The organism is Enterobacter sp. 22466 (assembly GCF_052044775.1).
GTDB lineage: Bacteria > Pseudomonadota > Gammaproteobacteria > Enterobacterales > Enterobacteriaceae > Enterobacter > Enterobacter dissolvens.
The window spans coordinates 56,491-77,655 of record NZ_JBQENX010000008.1; the positions used below are offsets into that span (position 1 = coordinate 56,491).

19 protein-coding genes and 1 pseudogene are annotated in these 21,165 nt (G+C 56.1%); 6 read left to right on the forward strand and 14 right to left on the reverse strand.

Going from position 1 to position 21,165, the window contains the following annotated elements; genetic code table 11:
• Positions 1 to 146: 146 nt before the first annotated feature.
• A complete protein-coding gene (tsgA, locus tag ACTJJI_RS19305; RefSeq protein WP_196372863.1) occupies positions 147 to 1,331 on the forward strand; it encodes an MFS transporter TsgA in 1,185 nt (394 codons plus the stop codon).
• 18 nt (positions 1,332 to 1,349) lie between these two features.
• On the opposite strand, the pseudogene ACTJJI_RS19310 reads toward tsgA, so the two are convergent.
• Positions 1,350 to 2,651 (reverse strand): annotated as a pseudogene (locus tag ACTJJI_RS19310) (cytosine deaminase).
• Between the two features lie 241 nt (positions 2,652 to 2,892).
• Between ACTJJI_RS19310 and nirB the strand changes: the two are divergent.
• The 4 genes from nirB to ACTJJI_RS19330 all read left to right on the forward strand — a co-directional run bounded on the left by nirB (position 2,893) and on the right by ACTJJI_RS19330 (position 7,584).
• Positions 2,893 to 5,436 carry a nitrite reductase large subunit NirB gene (gene nirB, locus ACTJJI_RS19315; RefSeq protein ID WP_194516862.1) on the forward strand — a complete coding sequence of 848 codons (2,544 nt, stop codon included), beginning with the start codon at positions 2,893 to 2,895 and terminating at the stop codon, positions 5,434 to 5,436.
• Positions 5,433 to 5,759, forward strand: a complete 327-nt coding sequence (nirD, locus tag ACTJJI_RS19320; RefSeq protein WP_013099065.1) for a nitrite reductase small subunit NirD — start codon at positions 5,433 to 5,435, stop codon at positions 5,757 to 5,759. Before nirB ends, nirD begins: the two co-directional genes overlap by 4 nt.
• A gap of 135 nt (positions 5,760 to 5,894) precedes the next feature.
• Positions 5,895 to 7,268, forward strand: coding sequence for a siroheme synthase CysG (gene cysG / locus ACTJJI_RS19325; protein ID WP_440655228.1), 1,374 nt, complete (start codon positions 5,895 to 5,897; stop codon positions 7,266 to 7,268).
• A 145-nt stretch (positions 7,269 to 7,413) separates the two neighbouring features.
• Positions 7,414 to 7,584, forward strand: coding sequence for a YhfL family protein (locus ACTJJI_RS19330; RefSeq protein ID WP_008503029.1), 171 nt, complete (start codon positions 7,414 to 7,416; stop codon positions 7,582 to 7,584).
• Between the two features lie 144 nt (positions 7,585 to 7,728).
• Here the strand turns inward: ACTJJI_RS19330 and trpS are convergent, their stop codons facing one another.
• From trpS to ACTJJI_RS19390, 12 genes are all read right to left on the reverse strand, one after another.
• Positions 7,729 to 8,733, reverse strand: coding sequence for a tryptophan--tRNA ligase (gene trpS / locus ACTJJI_RS19335; RefSeq protein WP_013099067.1), 1,005 nt, complete (start codon positions 8,731 to 8,733; stop codon positions 7,729 to 7,731).
• A complete protein-coding gene (gene gph, locus ACTJJI_RS19340) occupies positions 8,726 to 9,487 on the reverse strand; it encodes a phosphoglycolate phosphatase (RefSeq protein ID WP_153908146.1) in 762 nt (253 codons plus the stop codon). The genes trpS and gph overlap by 8 nt, the downstream gene beginning before the upstream one ends.
• A complete protein-coding gene (rpe, locus tag ACTJJI_RS19345) occupies positions 9,480 to 10,157 on the reverse strand; it encodes a ribulose-phosphate 3-epimerase (protein WP_008503032.1) in 678 nt (225 codons plus the stop codon). The genes gph and rpe overlap by 8 nt, the downstream gene beginning before the upstream one ends.
• A 41-nt stretch (positions 10,158 to 10,198) precedes the next feature.
• Entirely contained in the window at positions 10,199 to 11,011 is an 813-nt protein-coding gene (gene dam, locus ACTJJI_RS19350; RefSeq protein ID WP_013099069.1) for an adenine-specific DNA-methyltransferase, read from the reverse strand.
• Between the two features lie 67 nt (positions 11,012 to 11,078).
• Entirely contained in the window at positions 11,079 to 12,386 is a 1,308-nt protein-coding gene (gene damX / locus ACTJJI_RS19355) for a cell division protein DamX (protein ID WP_014833544.1), read from the reverse strand.
• Positions 12,387 to 12,478: 92 nt separating this feature from the next.
• The gene (gene aroB / locus ACTJJI_RS19360; protein WP_014833545.1) at positions 12,479 to 13,567 is read right to left on the reverse strand and encodes a 3-dehydroquinate synthase; all 1,089 of its coding nucleotides are present in this window, start codon (positions 13,565 to 13,567) and stop codon (positions 12,479 to 12,481) included.
• Positions 13,568 to 13,624: 57 nt separating this feature from the next.
• Positions 13,625 to 14,146 (reverse strand): shikimate kinase AroK, encoded by a 522-nt coding sequence (gene aroK, locus ACTJJI_RS19365; protein ID WP_003861630.1) that lies wholly within the window; start codon positions 14,144 to 14,146, stop codon positions 13,625 to 13,627.
• A gap of 286 nt (positions 14,147 to 14,432) precedes the next feature.
• Positions 14,433 to 15,668 (reverse strand): DNA uptake porin HofQ, encoded by a 1,236-nt coding sequence (hofQ, locus tag ACTJJI_RS19370; protein WP_323282949.1) that lies wholly within the window; start codon positions 15,666 to 15,668, stop codon positions 14,433 to 14,435.
• Positions 15,583 to 15,975, reverse strand: coding sequence for a HofP DNA utilization family protein (locus ACTJJI_RS19375; protein WP_046889440.1), 393 nt, complete (start codon positions 15,973 to 15,975; stop codon positions 15,583 to 15,585). Before ACTJJI_RS19375 ends, hofQ begins: the two co-directional genes overlap by 86 nt.
• Positions 15,965 to 16,420, reverse strand: coding sequence for a HofO family protein (locus ACTJJI_RS19380; RefSeq protein WP_440655331.1), 456 nt, complete (start codon positions 16,418 to 16,420; stop codon positions 15,965 to 15,967). The genes ACTJJI_RS19375 and ACTJJI_RS19380 overlap by 11 nt, the downstream gene beginning before the upstream one ends.
• Positions 16,421 to 16,429: 9 nt before the next feature.
• Complete coding sequence (locus ACTJJI_RS19385) at positions 16,430 to 16,918, reverse strand: PilN domain-containing protein (RefSeq protein ID WP_118283871.1); 489 nt, start codon at positions 16,916 to 16,918, stop codon at positions 16,430 to 16,432.
• The gene (locus ACTJJI_RS19390) at positions 16,915 to 17,691 is read right to left on the reverse strand and encodes a hypothetical protein (protein WP_014833550.1); all 777 of its coding nucleotides are present in this window, start codon (positions 17,689 to 17,691) and stop codon (positions 16,915 to 16,917) included. Before ACTJJI_RS19390 ends, ACTJJI_RS19385 begins: the two co-directional genes overlap by 4 nt.
• Positions 17,692 to 17,811: 120 nt before the next feature.
• Here ACTJJI_RS19390 and mrcA point away from each other — a divergent pair, with 120 nt between their 5' ends.
• The gene (gene mrcA / locus ACTJJI_RS19395; RefSeq protein ID WP_440655234.1) at positions 17,812 to 20,364 is read left to right on the forward strand and encodes a peptidoglycan glycosyltransferase/peptidoglycan DD-transpeptidase MrcA; all 2,553 of its coding nucleotides are present in this window, start codon (positions 17,812 to 17,814) and stop codon (positions 20,362 to 20,364) included.
• Between the two features lie 88 nt (positions 20,365 to 20,452).
• Here mrcA and nudE read toward each other — a convergent pair whose 3' ends face one another.
• Entirely contained in the window at positions 20,453 to 21,013 is a 561-nt protein-coding gene (gene nudE, locus ACTJJI_RS19400) for an ADP compounds hydrolase NudE (RefSeq protein ID WP_014833552.1), read from the reverse strand.
• Between the last annotated feature and the right edge of the window lie 152 nt (positions 21,014 to 21,165).

Genomic DNA, 21,165 nt, shown 5'->3' on the forward strand with positions numbered 1-21,165 from the left:
CGCTATTTTATGTGATCGTGATCACATAAAACCCTGCAATGAAGCTCATATTTTCTTTAAAAGATATGAATGGATCACTTTCGCGACTAAAATCTGCCCGCTCTCAGCGCCCATCCGGCGCTTTTCTTTTCCTGAACAGGCCAGACATGACTAACAGCAATCGTATCAAGCTCACATGGATCAGCTTTTTCTCCTACGCCCTGACCGGCGCGTTGGTGATCGTCACCGGGATGGTGATGGGAAATATCGCAGACTACTTCCATCTGCCCGTTTCCAGCATGAGTAACACCTTCACCTTCCTCAACGCGGGGATCCTGATCTCCATTTTCCTGAATGCCTGGCTGATGGAAATTGTTCCGCTGAAAACGCAGCTGCGTTTTGGTTTTGTGCTGATGGTCGCCGCCGTGGCGGGTCTGATGCTGAGCCACAGCATCGCCCTGTTCTCCGCCGCCATGTTCGTGCTCGGTCTGGTCAGCGGGATCACCATGTCGATTGGTACCTTCCTGATTACCCATATGTATGAAGGCCGTCAGCGCGGCGCGCGCCTGCTGTTTACCGACTCCTTCTTCAGCATGGCCGGGATGATTTTCCCGATGGTCGCGGCCGTTCTGCTGGCGCGCAGCATTGAGTGGTACTGGGTCTACGCCTGTATCGGCCTGGTTTACGTGGCCATCTTCATCCTGACCTTCGGCTGCGAATTCCCGGTTCTGGGTAAAAAAGCACAGACCACGGCAGAGCCTGTGGTGAAAGAGAAATGGGGTATCGGCGTACTGTTCCTCTCCATTGCCGCGCTGTGCTACATCCTGGGTCAACTGGGCTTTATCTCCTGGGTGCCGGAATACGCCAAAGGTCTGGGCATGAGCCTGAACGACGCGGGCAAACTGGTGAGCGATTTCTGGATGTCTTACATGTTCGGCATGTGGGCGTTTAGCTTCATCCTGCGCTTCTTCGATCTGCAGCGCATCCTGACCGTGCTGGCAGGCCTGGCTACCGTGTTGATGTATCTGTTCATCAACGGTTCCCCGGAGCATATGCCGTGGTTCATTCTGACCCTGGGCTTCTTCTCCAGCGCCATTTACACATCGATTATCACCCTGGGCTCCCTGCAGACCAAAGTGGCCTCGCCGAAGCTGGTGAACTTCGTCCTGACCTGCGGCACCATCGGTACCATGCTGACCTTTGTGGTGACGGGGCCGATCGTCGCTCACAGCGGCCCGCTGGCGGCGCTGCACACCGCTAACGGTCTGTACGCTGTGGTGTTCATCATGTGCTTCATCCTGGGCTTTGTGACCCGCCACCGCCAGCATAACGCTGCTGCGACGTCGCACTAATCCCCGCGCCCCTCTGCGCTACGCAGAGGGGCTGTTTCTGGCAAAACTTATCTCTTCTCCCCCGTTATCCATCTGGATCCAGGTCTGCGCCAGTTGCGTGGTGGCAATAATCCGCCCCTGCCGAATGGACCAGCGCACCGGCACCTGACAGCGTACCGCCTCAAACCCACTCTCTGCAGGCAAAATCACCAGGTTCGCCGGGTTACCCGTCTCAATACCGTAATCGCTCAGGCCAAACGTGCGGGCGCTGTTATGGGTGATCAGGTTCAGGCCGCTGTCAATTTGCGGGTAGCCCATCATCTGACAGACGTGCAGCCCCATATGCAGCACCTGCAGCATATTGCCGGTACCGAGCGGATACCATGGATCAAACACATCATCATGTCCAAAGCAGACGTTAATGCCCGCCGCCTGCAGTTCCTTCACGCGGGTGATGCCCCGACGCTTCGGATAGTCGTCAAAACGCCCCTGCAGGTGGATATTCACCAGCGGATTCGCCACGAAGTTAATGCCCGACATCTTCAGCAGGCGGAACAGCCGGGAGGTATACGCGCCGTTGTAAGAGTGCATGGCGGTGGTGTGGCTGGCCGTGACCCGCGCGCCAATGCCAGCTTCATAGGCCAGCGTGGCGACCGTCTCCACAAAGCGGGACTGCTCATCGTCGATTTCATCACAATGAATATCCAGCGGACGGTCGTATTTGTTCGCCAGGTCAAAGGCGATATGCAGGGACTGCACGCCGTATTCCCGGGTGAATTCGAAGTGCGGGATGGCACCCACCACATCCGCGCCCAGCGTTAATGCCTCTTCCAGCAGCGCCGCGCCGTTCGGGTAAGAGAGAATGCCTTCCTACGGGAATGCCACGATTTGCAGCGTCACCCATGGGGCGACCTCCTGTTTAACCTCCAGCATCGCCTTCAGGGCGGTAAGCGTCGGGTCGGAGACATCCACGTGGGTGCGGACAAACTGGATCCCGTTGGCAATTTGCCACTTCAGCGTTTTCCATGCGCGCGCTTTGACATCGTCATGACTAAGCAGCGCCTTACGCTCCGCCCAACGTTCAATCCCTTCAAACAGCGTGCCGGACTGGTTCCAGTTGGGTTCGCCCGCTGTCTGGGTGGTATCCAGATGAATATGCGGCTCGATAAACGGTGGAATGGCCAGTCCGCCGCGGGCATTTAAGACCTCATAGCTTTCGCTGTGGGTCTCGTCCATGGGCGTGATATCACCAAACCGACCATCCTCGATGGCGATCTGCCACAGCCCTTCGCGATCCGGTAAACGAACATTCTGCACAAGCCAAAGCGGTGTTGTAGACATACCTTTCCCCTGAAAAACGTGGCTGAAATTAAGGAGTACCTGTTTTTCCAAAAATAGCCACTTTTTTTGTACATAAAATCGACGACAACGAAAAGCCAGCGATTTCCATAACTTATAAAAATCCTGACAAATCATACATCTACCACCTAGGGAGTAGGCGAAGGCGTATTTGATTTGCATCAATAAGTGCCCCTGCTGAATCGTTAAGGTAGGCAGTAATAGAAAAGAAATCGAGGCAAAAATGAGCAAAGTCAGACTCGCTATCATCGGTAACGGCATGGTCGGCCACCGCTTTATTGAGGATCTTCTCGATAAAGCCAGCGCTGAGCAGTTCGATATTACCGTGTTCTGTGAAGAACCCCGCAAGGCGTACGACCGTGTGCACTTGTCTTCCTACTTCTCCCATCATACCGCCGAAGAGCTCTCTCTGGTGCGTGAAGGTTTCTATGAGAAGCATGGCGTAAAAGTGCTGGTGGGCGAACGCGCTATCACCATCAACCGTCAGGAGAAAGTGATCCACTCCAGCGCTGGCCGTACGGTTTTTTACGACAAGCTGATCATGGCGACTGGCTCATATCCGTGGATCCCGCCTATCAAAGGTTCGGAAACACAGGATTGCTTCGTTTACCGTACCATTGAAGATCTCAACGCCATCGAATCCTGCGCACGTCGCAGTAAACGCGGCGCGGTGGTTGGGGGCGGCCTGCTGGGTCTGGAAGCAGCCGGAGCGTTGAAAAACCTCGGCGTTGAAACGCACGTCATCGAATTTGCCCCGATGCTGATGGCCGAACAGCTGGACCACATGGGTGGCGATCAGCTGCGCCGTAAGATTGAAAGCATGGGTGTGAAAGTCCACACCAGCAAAAACACCAAAGAGATTGTGCAGGAAGGCACCGAAGCGCGTAAAACCATGCGCTTTGCCGACGGCAGCGAGCTCGAAGTCGACTTTATCGTCTTCTCCACCGGTATTCGTCCACGCGACAAGCTGGCCACCCAGTGCGGTCTGGCGGTTGCCCAGCGCGGCGGGATCATGGTGAACGATACCTGCCAGACCTCCGACCCGGATATCTATGCTATCGGCGAATGCGCCAGCTGGAATAACCGCGTGTACGGTCTGGTGGCGCCGGGCTACAAAATGGCGCAGGTCGCCGTTGACCATATCCTCGGTAACGAAAACGCCTTCGAAGGCGCGGACTTAAGCGCCAAGCTGAAGCTGCTGGGCGTGGACGTGGGCGGCATTGGCGATGCGCATGGCCGCACGCCGGGCGCACGCAGCTACGTTTATCTCGACGAGAGCAAAGAGATCTATAAACGCCTGATCGTCAGCCAGGACAACAAAACCCTGCTCGGCGCGGTGCTGGTGGGCGACACCAGCGACTACGGCAACCTGCTGCAACTGGTGCTGAACGCCATCGAACTGCCGGAGAACCCGGACGCGCTGATCCTCCCGGCGCACGCCTCCAGCGGCAAGCCGTCAATCGGCGTCGATAAACTGCCAGACAGCGCGCAGATCTGCTCCTGCTTCGACGTCACCAAAGGCATGCTGATCGCCGCCATCAACAAAGGTTGTCACACCGTTGCGGCGCTCAAAGCGGAAACCAAAGCCGGGACCGGCTGCGGCGGCTGTATTCCTCTGGTCACTCAGGTGCTGAACGCCGAACTGGCGAAACAGGGCATCGAAGTGAACAACAACCTGTGCGAGCACTTCGCGTACTCTCGCCAGGAGCTGTATCACCTGATCCGCGTGGAAGGCATTAAATCCTTCGACGAACTGCTGGCCAAGCACGGCCAGGGCTATGGCTGCGAAGTGTGTAAACCGACCGTCGGATCCCTGCTGGCCTCCTGCTGGAATGAGTACATCCTCAAACCCGAACATACGCCGCTGCAGGATACCAACGACAACTTCCTGGCGAATATCCAGAAAGACGGGACTTACTCCGTTATCCCACGCTCCGCGGGCGGTGAAATCACCCCGGAAGGACTGGTGGCCGTGGGCCGTATCGCGCGTGAATTTAACCTCTACACCAAAATCACCGGTTCCCAGCGTATCGGCCTGTTTGGTGCGCAGAAAGATGACCTGCCGGAAATCTGGCGTCAGCTGATTGAGGCGGGCTTCGAAACCGGTCACGCGTATGCCAAAGCGCTGCGCATGGCGAAAACCTGCGTGGGCAGCACCTGGTGCCGCTACGGCGTGGGCGACAGCGTGGGCTTCGGCGTCGAGCTGGAAAACCGCTACAAAGGCATCCGTACCCCGCACAAAATGAAGTTCGGCGTCTCCGGCTGTACCCGTGAATGTGCCGAAGCGCAGGGGAAAGACGTGGGGATCATCGCCACCGAGAAAGGCTGGAACCTGTACGTCTGCGGTAACGGCGGGATGAAACCACGCCACGCTGACCTGCTGGCGGCCGATCTTGACCACGACACGCTGATTCAGTATCTCGACCGCTTCATGATGTTCTACATCCGTACCGCCGACAAACTGACCCGTACCGCTTCCTGGCTGGATAATCTGGAGGGCGGCATCGACTACCTGAAATCGGTCATCATCGACGACAAGCTGGGGCTTAACGAACATCTGGAAGCCGAGATGGCGCGCCTGCGCGCGGCGGTGATTTGCGAGTGGACGGAAACCGTCAACACGTCAGCGGCACAGACCCGCTTCAAACACTTCATCAACAGCACCCAGCGCGACCCGAACGTGCAGGTAGTAGCAGAGCGCGAACAGCATCGTCCGGCGACACCTTATGAACGTATTCCGGTGACGCTGGTGGAGGAAAACGCATGAGCCAGTGGGTAAACATCTGCAACATTAACGACATTCTGCCGGCAACCGGCGTCTGTGCGCTGCTGGGAAACGAGCAGGTCGCGATTTTCCGCCCTCGCCACGACGAACAGGTTTTTGCCATCAGCAATATTGACCCTTTTTTTGAGGCCAGCGTCCTCTCCCGCGGGCTGATTGCCGAGCATCAGGGTGAGCTGTGGGTCGCCAGTCCGCTGAAAAAACAGCGTTTCCGTTTAAGCGACGGACTGTGCATGGAAGATGAAAGCTACTCGGTGAAGCACTACGACGTTCGCGTGAAGGACGGCCAGGTGCAGTTAAAAGCCTAACCCCCCGCCTTTCCTATAGGAAAGGCTTATGACCCCTTATGGGTAACGGCAGGAAAAACCGTATGTTTCCGGCGATTCCTGCTGTTATTCTGACGTCAATTCTTACCCCCTCCATGAATGCTGTGAGGTAATGTCGTGGACCACCTGCCGATTTTCTGTCAATTACGCCATCGCGACTGCCTGCTTGTGGGTGGCGGCGATGTGGCTGAACGTAAAGCCCGCTTGCTGTTAGAGGCTGGTGCCCGTCTTACGGTTAACGCCCTCGCCTTCGCACCACAGTTTGAAGCCTGGGCGAAAGAAGGGATGCTCACGCTGAATCAGGGAGAGTTTAACGAGTCCCTGCTGGATACCTGCTGGCTGACTATTGCCGCGACGGATGACGATGAAGTGAATCAGCGCGTCAGCGATGCCTGCGAAGCGCGCCGTATATTCTGCAACGTGGTGGATGCGCCGAAAGAAGCCAGCTTTATCATGCCGTCGATAATCGACCGTTCACCGTTGATGATTGCGGTGTCGTCAGGTGGCCGCTCGCCGGTTCTCGCCCGCCTGCTGCGGGAAAAACTGGAAGCACTGCTGCCGCAACATCTTGGGCAAATTGCCCACTATGCAGGGCAATTGCGTTCCCGGGTGAAGCAAACCTTCGCGACCGTGGGCGAGCGCCGTCGCTTCTGGGAAAAATTCTTCGTCAATGACCGGCTGGCCCAGTCGCTGGCCAATCAGGATGTGAAGGCGGTTGAAGAGACGACCGATCGGTTGCTCTCTGAACCGCTGGATCATCGTGGCGAGGTGGTGCTGGTAGGTGCAGGCCCCGGCGATGCGGGATTACTGACGCTGAAAGGTCTCCAGCAGATACAGCAGGCCGATACCGTTGTCTATGATCGTCTGGTCTCCGATGAGATCATGAATCTGGTACGTCGTGATGCGGACCGTGTGTTTGTGGGTAAACGTGCGGGTTATCACTGCGTGCCGCAGGAAGAGATTAACCAGATCCTGCTGAGAGAAGCGCAAAAAGGAAAACGTGTGGTGCGCCTGAAGGGCGGGGATCCGTTTATCTTTGGTCGCGGCGGCGAGGAACTGGAAACCCTCTGCAACGCAGGTATTCCGTTCTCTGTGGTGCCTGGCATTACGGCAGCATCCGGCTGTTCGGCATACTCCGGTATTCCATTGACCCATCGTGATTACGCGCAGAGCGTGCGTCTGGTGACGGGGCACCTGAAAACCGGCAGCGAACTGGACTGGCATAACCTGGCCGCCGAAAAGCAGACGCTGGTCTTCTATATGGGGCTGAATCAGGCCGCTACGATCCAGGCGAAATTACTGGAACACGGCATGGAAGCGGATATGCCTGTCGCGCTGGTGGAAAACGGCACCTCCATTAAGCAGCGCGTGGTAAATGGCGTGCTGACACAGCTGGGTGAGCTGGCGCAGCAGGTTGAAAGCCCGGCGCTGATTATTGTCGGCCGCGTGGTTGAACTGCGCGATAAACTCAACTGGTTCTCAAATCACTAGCGCATATTCTCCCTTCTTCGGGTAGTCCTTAACCGGACTACTCCCCTGTTACTGCTGTCGATAACATACCTCCCGCGAAATGGAACTTTTCCATTTATTCCCTCGTGTTACATCCAATTTAGTTTTTTTAAGACAAGGAATGCGTATGTTCAAACTGGCTAAAGCTGCCGTTCTGGTAGGCCTGTTATCGACTCTGACGGCCTGCACCGGCCACGTGCAAAACACCAAAAACAACTGCAGCTACGATTACCTGCTGCACCCGGCGATCTCCATTTCGAAGATCATCGGGGGTTGTGGCCCGGCGGCACAGCAGTAAGCTGTTTTACAGGCGTAAAAAAACCGGGGACTCCCCGGTTTTTTTGTTTTGAAAAGTGCGGCGTGATGCCCTCACCCAGGCCCTCTCTCACAGGGAGAGGGTACAAACCCTAAAACGGTAACGCCGTTACCGTTTTGCTTTTACCTACGGCTTACCCACAAACCCAATCGCTTCGTACACCGCTTTCAGGGTTTCTGACGCGCGCGCGCTGGCTTTTTCAGCGCCCTCTTTCATCACCTTCTGCAGGAAGGCTTCATCGTTACGGTAGCGGTGATAACGCTCCTGCAGCTCGGTCAGCATACCGGAAACGGCATCCGCCACTTCGCCTTTCAGGTGGCCGTACATCTTGCCTTCAAAGTGCTGTTCCAGCTCAGGAATGCTCTGGCCGGTCACACCGGAGAGGATATCCAGCAGGTTGGAAACCCCCGCTTTGTTCTGCACATCGTAGCGCACAACAGGCGGCTCATCGGAGTCGGTCACGGCACGCTTGAGCTTTTTAACCACCGATTTCGGATCTTCCAGCAGGCCGATAACGTTGTTGCGGTTATCGTCAGACTTGGACATCTTTTTGGTTGGCTCCAGCAGCGACATCACACGCGCACCGGATTTCGGAATAAATGGCTCTGGCACTTTGAACACTTCGCCATAAAGCGCGTTAAAGCGCTGGGCGATATCGCGGCTCAGTTCAAGATGTTGCTTCTGGTCTTCACCCACCGGCACCTGGTTAGTCTGATACAGCAGAATGTCAGCCGCCATCAGCACCGGATAGTCAAACAGACCGGCGTTGATGTTTTCAGAGTAGCGCGCGGATTTGTCCTTGAACTGCGTCATGCGGCTCAGTTCACCAAAGTAGGTGTAGCAGTTCAGCGCCCAGCCAAGCTGCGCGTGCTCCGGCACATGGGACTGAACGAAGATGGTGCTCTTTTCAGGATCGATCCCACATGCCAGATACAGCGCCAGAGTGTCCAGCGTGGCTTTACGCAGCTTCTCAGGATCCTGACGGGCGGTAATAGCATGCAGATCCACGATGCAGTAAATGCAATGGTAGTCATCCTGCATGCTAACCCACTGACGTAACGCACCCATGTAGTTACCAATGGTCAATTCACCTGACGGCTGGGCGCCACTAAAAACGATGGGCTTAGTCATTTTTCAATTCCTGATGTTCACTGTATGAAAGCCCGAGTGCGGGCAACAAATCTTTGAAGCGATCGAACACGACGTCCGGCTCACTCAGGGTAATGGCCTCACCGTAGTTGTAGCCATAAGTTAACCCCACGGAGGGACAACCCGCCGCTCTGGCAGCCAGAATATCATTGCGTGAATCACCGACAAAGAGCAGCTCCGCAGGTGTTAAGGATAATTTTCCTGCCACCAGCAACAGCGGTTCCGGGTGCGGCTTTTTATTCTGAACGTCATCACCGCCCACGATCACGGTGAAGTATTTCGCGATATCCAGCGCCTCCAGCAGTGGCGCAACAAACGGCGTCGGCTTGTTGGTAACCAGCCCCAGCGGAATGCCTTTCTCATGCAGCGCACTCAGCGTTTCCGCGACATCCGGGAACAGGAAGCTGCCTTCTTCAACGGTTTCTTCGTAGAAACGGTCAAACAGTTTGCGCAGAATACGTAGCTGTTCTTCCTGCGGGATATCCGCGTGATCAACGCTCGGTTTACCCTGTGCGGAACGTTGTGACGCACGCTCCTGGCGAGCCCACGTCAGGGCGCGCTCCATCAGGACATCTGCGCCATTACCAATCCACGTCACGACGCGATCTTCGCCCGCGACGGGCAGTTCAAGGGCGTACAGCGCCTGGTCGACGGCGCTCGTTAAGCCCGGCGCGCTGTCAACCAGCGTGCCATCGAGGTCAAATGCAATACCCCGGGTTGCCTGCAATTTATCCATGACTTACCTTCGCCAGCTCGCGGCGCATTTCATCAATGACTTTTTTGTAATCCGGTTGGTCGAAAATTGCCGAACCTGCAACAAACATATCCGCGCCCGCAGCCGCAATTTCGCCAATGTTATTCACCTTCACGCCGCCATCCACTTCCAGACGAATGTCGTAGCCTGACTCATCAATACGACGGCGCACTTCACGCAGTTTATCCAGGGTGTGAGGGATGAAAGACTGTCCGCCAAAGCCCGGGTTAACGGACATCAGCAAAATAACGTCCAGCTTATCCATCACATAGTCGAGATAGCTCAGGGGCGTTGCCGGGTTAAAGACCAGACCCGCTTTACAGCCGTTCTCTTTGATCAGCTGCAGCGTGCGGTCAACGTGTTCCGACGCTTCCGGATGGAAGGTGATGATACTGGCGCCCGCCGCGGCAAAATCAGGCACGATGCGGTCAACCGGTTTCACCATCAGATGGACGTCAATGGGCGCGGTAATACCGTAGTTACGCAGCGCCTTAAGCACCATCGGGCCGATGGTCAGATTGGGAACGTAGTGGTTGTCCATAACGTCGAAATGGACAACATCCGCACCCGCGGCGAGCGCGTTAGCAGTGTCTTCGCCCAGGCGGGCAAAATCGGCCGACAGAATTGAGGGAGCAATCAAAAACTGTTTCATCCGCATCTCCTTGAAATGTGTTTACCGGCGGGCAAAACGGCTCAGGGGCGATAAAGAGCCAGGAGTTCGTCCACCTTTTTACGTGTGCCGCCGTTGCTGCTAATGCTACGCCGCACTTTGACCTGAAAATGCTTCGCGGCTTTGTACCATTCGCGCGTATCAGGGGTATCGTGATTCGAAATTAACACCGGAATTCTTTTGCTGACCAGCTTTTCCGCCATCTCCGCCAGACGGGCCTGCTCGGCCGGACTGAAGCTGTTGGTGTGATAGGCGGTAAAATTCGCCGTCGCCGACAGCGGGGCGTACGGCGGATCGCAGTAAACCACCGAGTCTACGCCCGCCAGCTCCATACACTCTTCATATGAGAGACAGTGGAATTCGGCATTCTGCGCTTTTTCAGCAAAGTGATACAGCTCGTCCTGCGGGAAATAGGGGCGCTTATAGCGGCCAAACGGCACGTTAAATTCCCCACGCAGATTATACCGGCACAGGCCGTTGTAGCCATGGCGGTTGAGATAGAGGAACAACAGTGCCCGGCGGAACGGATCCTGGCTCTGGTTAAACTCAGTGCGCAGCTGGTAGTAAACATCCGGGTGATTGTTCTCGGGCGTAAACAGCTTGCGCGCCTCTTCCACATACTCATCGGTACGCAGTTTGACGATGTTATAGAGGCTGATGAGATCGCTGTTGATATCCGCCAGGATATAACGAGAAAAATCGGTGTTCAGGAACACCGATCCTGCGCCCACAAAGGGCTCGATAAGACACTCGCCTTTTGGCAGGTGCTTTTTAATATCATCGAGCAGGGGGTATTTCCCCCCTGCCCATTTCAGAAAAGCGCGATTTTTTTTCATGCTGACTAACTGATTACACCTTCTCCGGCTGTGGAGAAAGCTCCGACAGCATCCTGCGCTTTAAACATTACTTAAGATCGGCCTGAACCTGATGAATGGGCTTCGCCCACGGGTTTTTCGCCTGAACGTCTGCTGGCAGTGTCGCCACGGCACGTTTCGCTTCATCTTTGGAAGCATACACACCGCTCACCAGCACATACCACGGCTGCCCGTTACGGGTCGTCTGATAAACCACGTAGTTTTTCAGATTCGATTTCTTCGCCCAACCGTTGAGGTTGTCATAGTTAGACGAACTGCTCAGTTGCAGCGTGTAATTACTGGACGGTGCAGATTTGAGCGAACCGACGTTACCCGTCGTTTTACCCGCTGTGGTAGCCGGTGCTGTGGCAGTTGCAGCTGGAGCCGTTGTCGCCGCAGGCGCCGTGGTGGTCGCCGTGGCCTTCGGTGCAGTCTGCGTCACTGGCGCTTTTGCGGGCTCGCTTGCCGCAGCGGTTTCAGTGCGTTTCGGCTGCGCCGGTGCAGCTTTGACTTCAGGCGCTTTTACCACGGCCTGAGGTTTGGTCTCACGCTTAGGTTCAATGACCGCCTGCTTACGTTCCTGACGTGGTGCCGTCTGGGTCTGAGTCTGACGCGGTTTGGTTTCCGTTGCCGCGGTTTGTGGCTGAGCGTTGCCACCGCGAACAGGCGCAACGGTTGCAGGTTCAGTTGGCAACGTAGAGTTCACCACCACGTTATCCACCTGCTGCTGGTTTTGCGGCTGCATCAGCGCGTTGTTCAGATCGCCCTGAACCTCTACACGCTGCTGGCCCTCTGGCGTGACAGGTGCCTGATTCTGAGCAGGCGTGGAAGAAACTGGCGGCAGGGAAACATCCTGCGGCGTCGTTGTGTTACTGGCGGTCTGCTCTGCGGAGGTCGTACCCGGCGCTGGCTGTGCGCCATTTGCCTGGTCTGTCGCATCGTTACCGGAGAGGTTGATGCTCTTCTCAGCGGAAGCCGTTTGCTCGCCAGAATTCGTTGAAGGTGCTTTCAGCGCGGAGCCAATGCCGACAATCAGCAGCACAAGCACCAGAACGCCGAGTCCCATCATGATGTACTGGCGGGAGGCCGGTTTCTGCGCGGCCGCTTTTTTACGTTTACGCGGGCGACGCTCTACTGGCTGTTCGTCCATTGAATCTTCTTCGGACTCATAATCCTCTTCTTCTCGCTCATCACGCGCATTACGGCTACGTGAAGGGCGACGATCGTCTGCATCCAGATCAACATCGTCAAAGTTGATCTGCGGCTCGTTATCACGTTCTGAAGATTGACGAGAACGACCAGTACGACGATCGCTGGGATCGGGTTTCAGCTCGTCTTCTGGTTTGAATTCATCCATTTAACACCCCACTCAAAGGCTTATGCCAACGACTTTGCATTTCGCCTGAAGCTAAACGACCACCGGTAACAGTGGCCTGACCTTTCTAGTTGTTACGCCTGCTGACAATCAGCGATAGCGCCAAGAACGACATCGTGCGGCACTCCGCCGCGCACTTCACTCTTCCCTATTGCAAGCGGGAGTACAAGACGCATCTCACCTGCCAATACTTTTTTATCGCGCATCATGTGGGGTAAATACGCTTGCGCCGACATCTCCTGCGGCCCGGTTACCGGCAAGCCTGCACGTTCCAGCAGTGCGATGATACGCGCCGTCTCTTCTGGTTTGAACTGACCCAGACGTTCGGAGGTGCGGGCAGCCATCACCATGCCAGCCGCGACAGCTTCACCGTGGAGCCAGTTTCCGTAACCCATTTCGGCTTCAATCGCGTGGCCAAACGTATGCCCAAGATTCAGTAAAGCACGTAAGCCCGTTTCACGCTCGTCTGCTGCAACAACTTCTGCTTTCAGCTCACAACAACGGCGAATGCAGTATGCCAGTTTAGCCTCATCCAGGCGCACCAACGCATCCATATTCTCTTCCAGCCAGTTAAAGAACTCGCCATCAAGAATAATGCCGTATTTGATCACTTCAGCCAGGCCAGAAGCCAGTTCGCGTGGTGGCAGGGTTTTCAGACAGTCGAGATCCACCACCACCGAAGCGGGCTGGTAGAACGCGCCAATCATGTTTTTGCCGAGCGGATGGTTGACTGCAGTTTTGCCGCCAACGGAAGAGTCGACCTGAGACAGTAACGTGGTTGGAATCTGAATAAAACGGACGCCACGTTGATAACTTGCCGCCGCAAACCCCGTCAGATCGCCCACAACACCGCCGCCCAGGGCAAGCAGTGTCGTATCGCGACCGTGCGGTTTTTGCAGTAATGCGGTAAAGACGGTATCCAGTACCGTCAGGCTTTTATACTGCTCGCCATCGGGCAGAATCACACTGTCGACCTTCACGCCGGCCTGCTCAAGCAGGTGGCGAACGCGGTCAAGATAAAGCGGAGCCAGTGTCTCATTGGTGACCAGCATCGCCTGATCACCCGCTTTCAGTGGTAAAAAGGAAGCTGGGTCGTTAAACAAACCAGCCGCGATGGTGATAGGGTAACTACGTTCCCCGAGAGTAACTGTAATCCTCTCCATGACGCGACATCCACCTTTAATGCTTTTACCCGCAGGCGAGTGTATATAAAGCCAGAATCAGTTGCTTTCCAGCATATGAATAATCTGGTTTGCAACCACTTTAGCGCTCTGATCATCAGTACGAATGGTCACATCAGCAATCTCTTCGTACAGAGGATTGCGTTCATCGGCCAACGCTTCCAGAACTTCCCGTGGTGGCGTTTCAACCTGCAGCAGCGGGCGCTTTTTATCGCGCTGCGTACGTGCCAGCTGTTTTTCGATGGTCGTCTCAAGATAAACCACTACGCCACGGGCGGAGAGACGGTTGCGGGTTTCGCGAGATTTTACAGAACCGCCGCCAGTTGCCAGCACGATGCCCTGTTTTTCCGTGAGTTCGTTGATCACTTTTTCTTCTCGGTCACGGAAACCTTCTTCGCCTTCTACATCGAAGACCCAGCCCACATCAGCTCCGGTTCGTTTCTCAATCTCTTGATCAGAATCGTAAAATTCCATATTGAGTTGTTGAGCTAACTGACGCCCAATAGTGCTTTTGCCGGCACCCATAGGCCCAACCAGAAAGATATTGCGTTTCTCTGCCATTTTTTCGGTACTACTAAGACTATTCGTTAATGGTAATCCCCGCTTCGCAGACACCCGGCGTAGCAGGACATGAACTGAAACCTCATATGCAATAGAGCGAGAGTCAGACTAAAAATTATCTCAATACTCCGGCTTGTTTGGCAACTGATTAAATCGCCGCGCCAGACGCATAAGACAACAAGACGTCAGTCCAACTCAAATCGGTACTCCTTGTATGCTAATTCATGCCCCACGTCAAACATCTGCAACAAACTGAATGCAAAATCATTGCGGGGATCGTTACCCGTCAGCGAATAGCCACCAGACGTGGCGTAATAAACACCACTAACTCACGCCGTTCGTTGTCTTTTCCATCATGGCGAAAAAGCTGCCCAAGCCAGGGGATTTTACCGAGCCCGGGTACGCTATCACTCCCGGTTTTATTCTTTTGCGAGAAAATCCCGCCCAGCGCCAGCGTTTCTCCACTTTTTACCTCCACCTGGGTTTCTATCTCCTGTTTGTCGATAGCCAGCGTTTCGCCATCGGCCTGTTGCAACACCTGCCCCGGCATATTTTCGCTGATGTGTAATTTCAGGCGCACGCGACCGCCCGGTAGCACCACCGGCGTGACCTCCATGCCTAATACCGCCTCTTTGAACTCCACAGAGGTGGCCCCACTCTCACCGCTGGAGACCTGATAAGGGATTTCGCTGCCCTGTTTGATACTGGCCGGTTGCATATGTGAGGCCAGCAATCGCGGGCTGGCGATGATGTCGACCTGCTGTTTTTGCTCCAGCGCCGACAACTCCAGATCCAGCAGCCTGCCGTTAATCCGCCCGATATTAAACCCCACGTGGGTAGTGGCGCTGGCAACGGACAGATCGCTGCCAAGGGCAGTCACCTGCCCCACCTTGCCCGTCTCCGTGGCCTCGGCAAGGCTCCATTTCACGCCCAACTCCCGCAGGCTTTTTTCATTGATGGTCACGATATGCGCCGCCAGTTCGACCTGCTCGACGGGAATATCCATCTGTGTTGCCCAGTGCTGTAGCGTCTTCAGTACGGCCTTATTATCCCGGACCAGCAGGCGGTTGGTGCGCTTATCGAGCGATAAACTGCCCTTCGGACTGAGCAGTTTTTCCGCAGTTTTTTGCAGTTCCCCAGCATCGGCGTAAGAAAACGCAATGCTCTGCGAGAGCAGCGGAGCATCCAGTTCACGGCGGGCCCGATCCTGCGCTTTACGCTCCTGCTGTTCGCGCTGCCAGGCCGCCGTATGGACATAAAAAATGCCACCCTCTTCATGCAGCACGAGCCCTGCACTGGTGATAACCGTCTGCAGCGCCTGTCGCCACGGAACATGTGTCAGATTGAGCGACAGCGTGCCGCTCACGTCGGGTGACACCACCAGATTACGGTTCGCCTGTGCAACCAGCGCCTGCAGAACCTGAACCACAGGAACGTCATCCACCACCAGCGTGACCGGTTTCGGTGCGGCGGCCAGCGGAGTGACGATCGTTAGTAACAGCAGCGCTATCCTTAAATTCATTTTTCTTCGTTCCTTCTCGTTGCCACGACCATTGCGTTGGCTCACAGGTTTCACCCAGCTCTATGGCGAGCGCCGTCTCATTGATTGCACTGACCCGCCAGCCCGGCGGTAAACGCTCTTGCAGGTAAAGACGATGCCAGCGATTTTTCCCGTCCTGCAAAATGCCAACCCCACCGACCATGCCGCGATAGTGCCACTGCGCCAGCTCGCCAACGGCACAGGGATCGTCCGGGGGACGAAATGGATCGCGCATTCCGGTCAAAATCAGCACGGAGCAAACCAGCAGGTAGCGCAGGCTATTTCGCATGGTCTTGCTCCAGCTGCACTCGCAGACGTAACGCCGCGCCCTGGGGCGCAAGCGTAAAGGCGGCAATCCGGACATCTTGCTGCGCCAGCCGGGTGAATACCGTCAGGATTGCCGGCCAGTCGGCATCCAGCGCCAGCTCCCCACCGCCCGGAAGGGGTTTCCAGTGCACCAGCGTTGCGCCATCAGCCTGAAAGTCCAGCGGGGAAAAGCGCACCACCGGGCGTACGTCAGACTCTGGTGTCCGGCGAGGCCCGTTGCGGGCGACACGCCACAGCGCCGCATGGCGCTGTACGGCGTCGGCCATTTGCATCTGAAGTGCAGCAAGCTGTGAATTAAGCGGCCTCAGGAATACGCCCCATGCGGTCCCCCACAGAAAGGCAACGCCCAGCCCACCGCACAGGACCCGGTACCGGCGACGGCTCTCACACCAGCGTTCCAGTATCATGTTCACGCGTTACCCCTGGTCTGTGAGCTGAAAAGTGAACATCCAGCGCCCGTGACCATCCTGCCGTATCTCTCCTGCTGGCCCGGAGGTAAACCCCGCTATGTGCCGGAGAACATCACCCATTGCCGACAGGGCGGGCAGTGCTGAGGCATAGCCGCTGATTGTCACAGAAGGGTGTTGATAACGAAGCTCCGTGAACCAGGCCTGCGCCGGAATGGCATCGGAAAGAGACGTCAGCACCGGCTGCCACGCCCTACGCCGGGGCTGGCGCGTGGGCGCCGGTGTGGCAAGAGGCAGACGTGAAGACAGCACGCGCTGCACGGTCTGCATGCCCGCCAGTTCAGTCTGCAGGGCGTGCAGCTTCAGGTTGGCGTGCATTCTCAGGCTGAAAACCGTTATCAGCGTCAGAACAGACGCGGCTGCAGATAGCTTTCCCCAGAACCGCAGGCGGCGCGCGCGTCGTTGCTGTCGCCACGGAAGAAGATTGGTCATGCTCATTCAGGCACCTCGCTCATGGCCAGCGCCAGCGCGACGGTATAATCGGCACCGCATTCCGGCAGCGGGGGCTGAGTGCGAGAGAGGGTCTCCCACGGATCGCGCTGGCTATCAAACAGCACGATATCGTCCGGCGCGAGGGCCAACAGTGCCGCCAGTTCAGCCACGCTTTTGGCCTCGGTAGCGAAGCGGCGCCCCCACTGGTGGCGCATTGCCCACAACCACTGATGCTCGTCTCGCCACGCGACACACTGCGCCGGCGCCACCGCAGGAAGAAGGTTTGCCAGCGCGCTGGCATCCGGGGTAATCGTCACCAAACGTAAATGCAGCGTTTTCGCGAGCGTCAGAAGTGTTTCAACCTCTTTGTTTTGCGCTGCGGTGACATGAAATGTGTTGCTGAACGTGTCCTGTGCGTAATCGAAGCACAGCGCGTCAGGGGACATCTCCAGTTCACGCGAGAGCGTAGCCCCCAGCCAGGAGAGCTGTTCGCTGTCGCAAAGGGCGATAGCCGGGCGGGGCAGCGATCGTTGCAGGGTACGCGCGGCCGGAAATGAGAGGAACACCCGGTGCTGATGCGGCAATGTACGCCGCCAGTCGCGTAATGCGTCAACCAGTTGTTCTGGCTGACAAATTTTCCCGTCGAGGATGATGCCTTCCGTCAGCGGTATCGCCCACCAGCGGCGCAGACACCAGCTGAGACGCTCGCGAACCAGCGCGACAATCAGCACCCTATCTTGTTGAATATGAACGCCCGTTTGCCATGTTTTGAAAGCCATGCTTCACGATCTCCTTATCGCCCGTCGCCGTGACGGCTATATCAATGAATCAGGCTTGCCTTTATACTACCGCGCGATTGTTTAGAAACTGCCCAAGTGAAACCAGATGGGAAATCTCCGGTGAAGTTCGTAAAGTATTTATTAATCCTTGCAGTGTGTTGCATTCTGCTGGGAGCAGGCTCGATTTATGGTTTGTACAAATATATTGAGCCGCAGCTACCTGATGTCGCTACGCTTCGTGATGTGCGACTCCAGATCCCAATGCAGGTCTACAGCGCCGACGGCGAGCTGATGGCGCAGTACGGCGAAAAGCGCCGTATCCCGCTGACCTTAAATCAAATTCCCCCGGTGATGGTGAAGGCCTTCATCGCCACTGAGGACAGCCGTTTTTACGAGCACCACGGTGTTGATCCGGTGGGGATTTTCCGCGCCGCAAGCGTCGCGATGTTCTCCGGGCATGCCTCTCAGGGGGCAAGTACCATCACGCAGCAGCTGGCACGTAACTTCTTCCTCAGCCCAGAAAAGACGCTGACACGTAAGATAAAAGAGGTGTTCCTTGCGATCCGCATTGAGCAGTTGCTGAGTAAAGACGAAATCCTTGAGCTTTACCTCAACAAGATCTATCTCGGTTATCGCGCCTATGGCGTGGGTGCCGCGGCTCAGGTGTACTTCGGTAAACCCGTGGAGCAGCTGACCTTAAGCGAAATGGCGACCATTGCTGGCCTGCCTAAAGCCCCGTCCACGTTTAACCCGCTCTACTCACTCGATCGCGCCACCGCACGTCGCAATGTCGTCCTGTCACGTATGCTGAGCGAAGGCTACATCAGTCAGAGTGAATATGAGCAGGCACGCAACGATGTCATCGACGCCAACTACCATGCGCCGGAGATCGCCTTCTCTGCCCCGTATCTGACCGAAATGGTGCGCCAGGAAATGGTCAGCCGGTATGGCGATAAGGCCTATGAAGATGGTTATCGCGTGTACACCACGGTCACCCGCAAAGTGCAGCAGGCGGCACAGGAGGCGGTGAGAAATAACGTGATGGACTACGATATGCGCCACGGCTATCGCGGCCCATCCAACGTACTCTGGAAGGTGGGTGAAAGCGCCTGGGACAGTAAAAAAATCACCAGTACGCTGAAAGCGCTGCCAACCTATGGCCCGTTGCTGCCTGCAGTGGTCACGCAAGCCGACCCTCAGGAAGCCATTGCGACACTGGCAGACGGCACATCAGTCTCCCTGCGCATGGAGGGTATCCGCTGGGCGCGTCCGTATCGCTCTGACACCCTGCAAGGGCCAACACCACGCAAGGTGACCGATGTAGTACAGACCGGACAGCAAATCTGGGTGCGTCAGGTGGGCGATGCCTGGTGGCTGGCGCAGGTGCCAGACGTGAACTCCGCGCTGGTCTCCATTAACCCGCAAAACGGTGCCGTGCTGGCGCTGGTCGGTGGGTTTGATTTCAACCAGAGCAAATTTAACCGCGCCACTCAGGCGCTGCGTCAGGTCGGCTCTAATATCAAACCGTTCCTCTACACGGCGGCGATGGATAAAGGGCTGACCCTTGCCAGTATCCTCAACGACGTGCCGATCTCTCGCTGGGATGCCGGTGCCGGTTCCGACTGGCAGCCGAAGAACTCCCCGGCGGAATATGCTGGCCCTATTCGTCTTCGTCAGGGTCTGGGACAGTCGAAAAACGTGGTGATGGTGCGTGCGATGCGTGCGATGGGCGTCGACTACGCGGCAGAGTATCTGCAACGCTTTGGCTTCCCGGCACAGAATATCGTGCGTACCGAATCGCTGGCGTTAGGCTCGGCTTCGTTCACGCCGCTGCAGGTGGCGCGTGGGTATTCGGTCATGGCTAACGGCGGCTTCCTGATTGACCCGTACTTCATCAGTAAAATCGAGAATGACCAGGGCGGTGTGCTGTTCGAAGCGAAGCCTAAAATCGCCTGCGCGGAGTGCGATATTCCGGTAATTTACGGCAATACGCCGAAATCTGAGGTGCTTGAGAACAAGGACATGGAAGACGTTGCCGTGTCGCAGGAGCAGCAGAACGGTGTGGTGCCACAGCCACAGCTGGAACAGGCAAACCAGGCGCTGGTCGCACAGACCGGTGCGCAGGAATATGCCCCGCATGTGATCAACACCCCGCTCTCTTTCCTGATCAAGAGCGCGCTGAACACCAACATCTTCGGTGAACCGGGCTGGCAGGGTACCGGCTGGCGTGCAGGGCGTGATTTACAGCGCAATGACATCGGCGGTAAAACCGGGACCACCAACAGCTCGAAAGATGCCTGGTTCTCCGGCTACGGTCCGGGCGTGGTGACTTCGGTCTGGATCGGCTTTGACGATCACCGCCGCGATTTAGGCCGCACCACGGCGTCTGGCGCGATTAAAGATCAGATTTCCGGCTACGAAGGCGGGGCGAAGAGTGCGCAACCGGCCTGGGATGCCTATATGAAATCCGTTCTTGAGGGCGTGCCGGAACAACCACTGACGCCGCCTCCAGGTGTGGTCACGGTCAATATCGACCGCAGCACCGGACAGTTAGCTAACGGTGGCAATAGTCGTGAGGAGTATTTCATCGAAGGTACGCAGCCTACCACGCAGGCGGTACATGAGGTGGGTACAGAGATTATTGATAACGGCGAGACGCACGAGCTGTTCTGACAACAAAGCAAAACGGCAACCTCGGGTTGCCGTTTTTGTTTTTGCTCCCTCTCCCGTGGGAGAGGGTTGGGGTGAGGGCATCAGGCCACTACAGTCGCCCCTGCCCCTTCAGCCATTCCCGTACCAGGAACAGCGCGCTCACGTTACGCGCCTCGTTGAAGTCAGGATCTTCCAGCAAATCCATCAGGTGCGCCAGCGGCCAGCGAACCTGTGGCAGCGGCTCCGGCTCGTCCCCTTCCAGCGATTCAGGATAGAGATCTTCAGCCACCACAATGTTCATTTTGCTGGAAAAATAGGAGGGAGCCATACTCAGTTTTTTCAGGAACGACAGCTCATTCGCGCCAAAACCGACCTCTTCTTTCAGCTCGCGGTTTGCCGCTTCAAAGACCGTTTCACCCGGGTCGATAAGGCCTTTCGAGAAACCCAGTTCATAAGATTCCGTGCCCACTGCATATTCGCGGATCAAAATCAGATGGTCGTCGACGATGGGGATAATCATCACCGCTTCGCGCGACGAGGGGCGCATACGCTCATAAACGCGACGCACACCGTTGCTGAACTCCAGGTCCACACTTTCGACATTAAACAGCCGCGATTTCGCGACAGTTTCAACATTGAGAATGGTGGGTTTTTGTAGTGGTTTGCTCATCTTGATGGGTCTTTGCAGTGTGAACTGACTTTATTGTGCGATACGCCGCACGGTTTCGGCAATGTCAATTGTTCTTTATTTACATTTGTGCAACCTGACAGGAATCAATCCTCAATTCAAAACAAATGTCAAGAGGTTGAAATGTTTCCAGG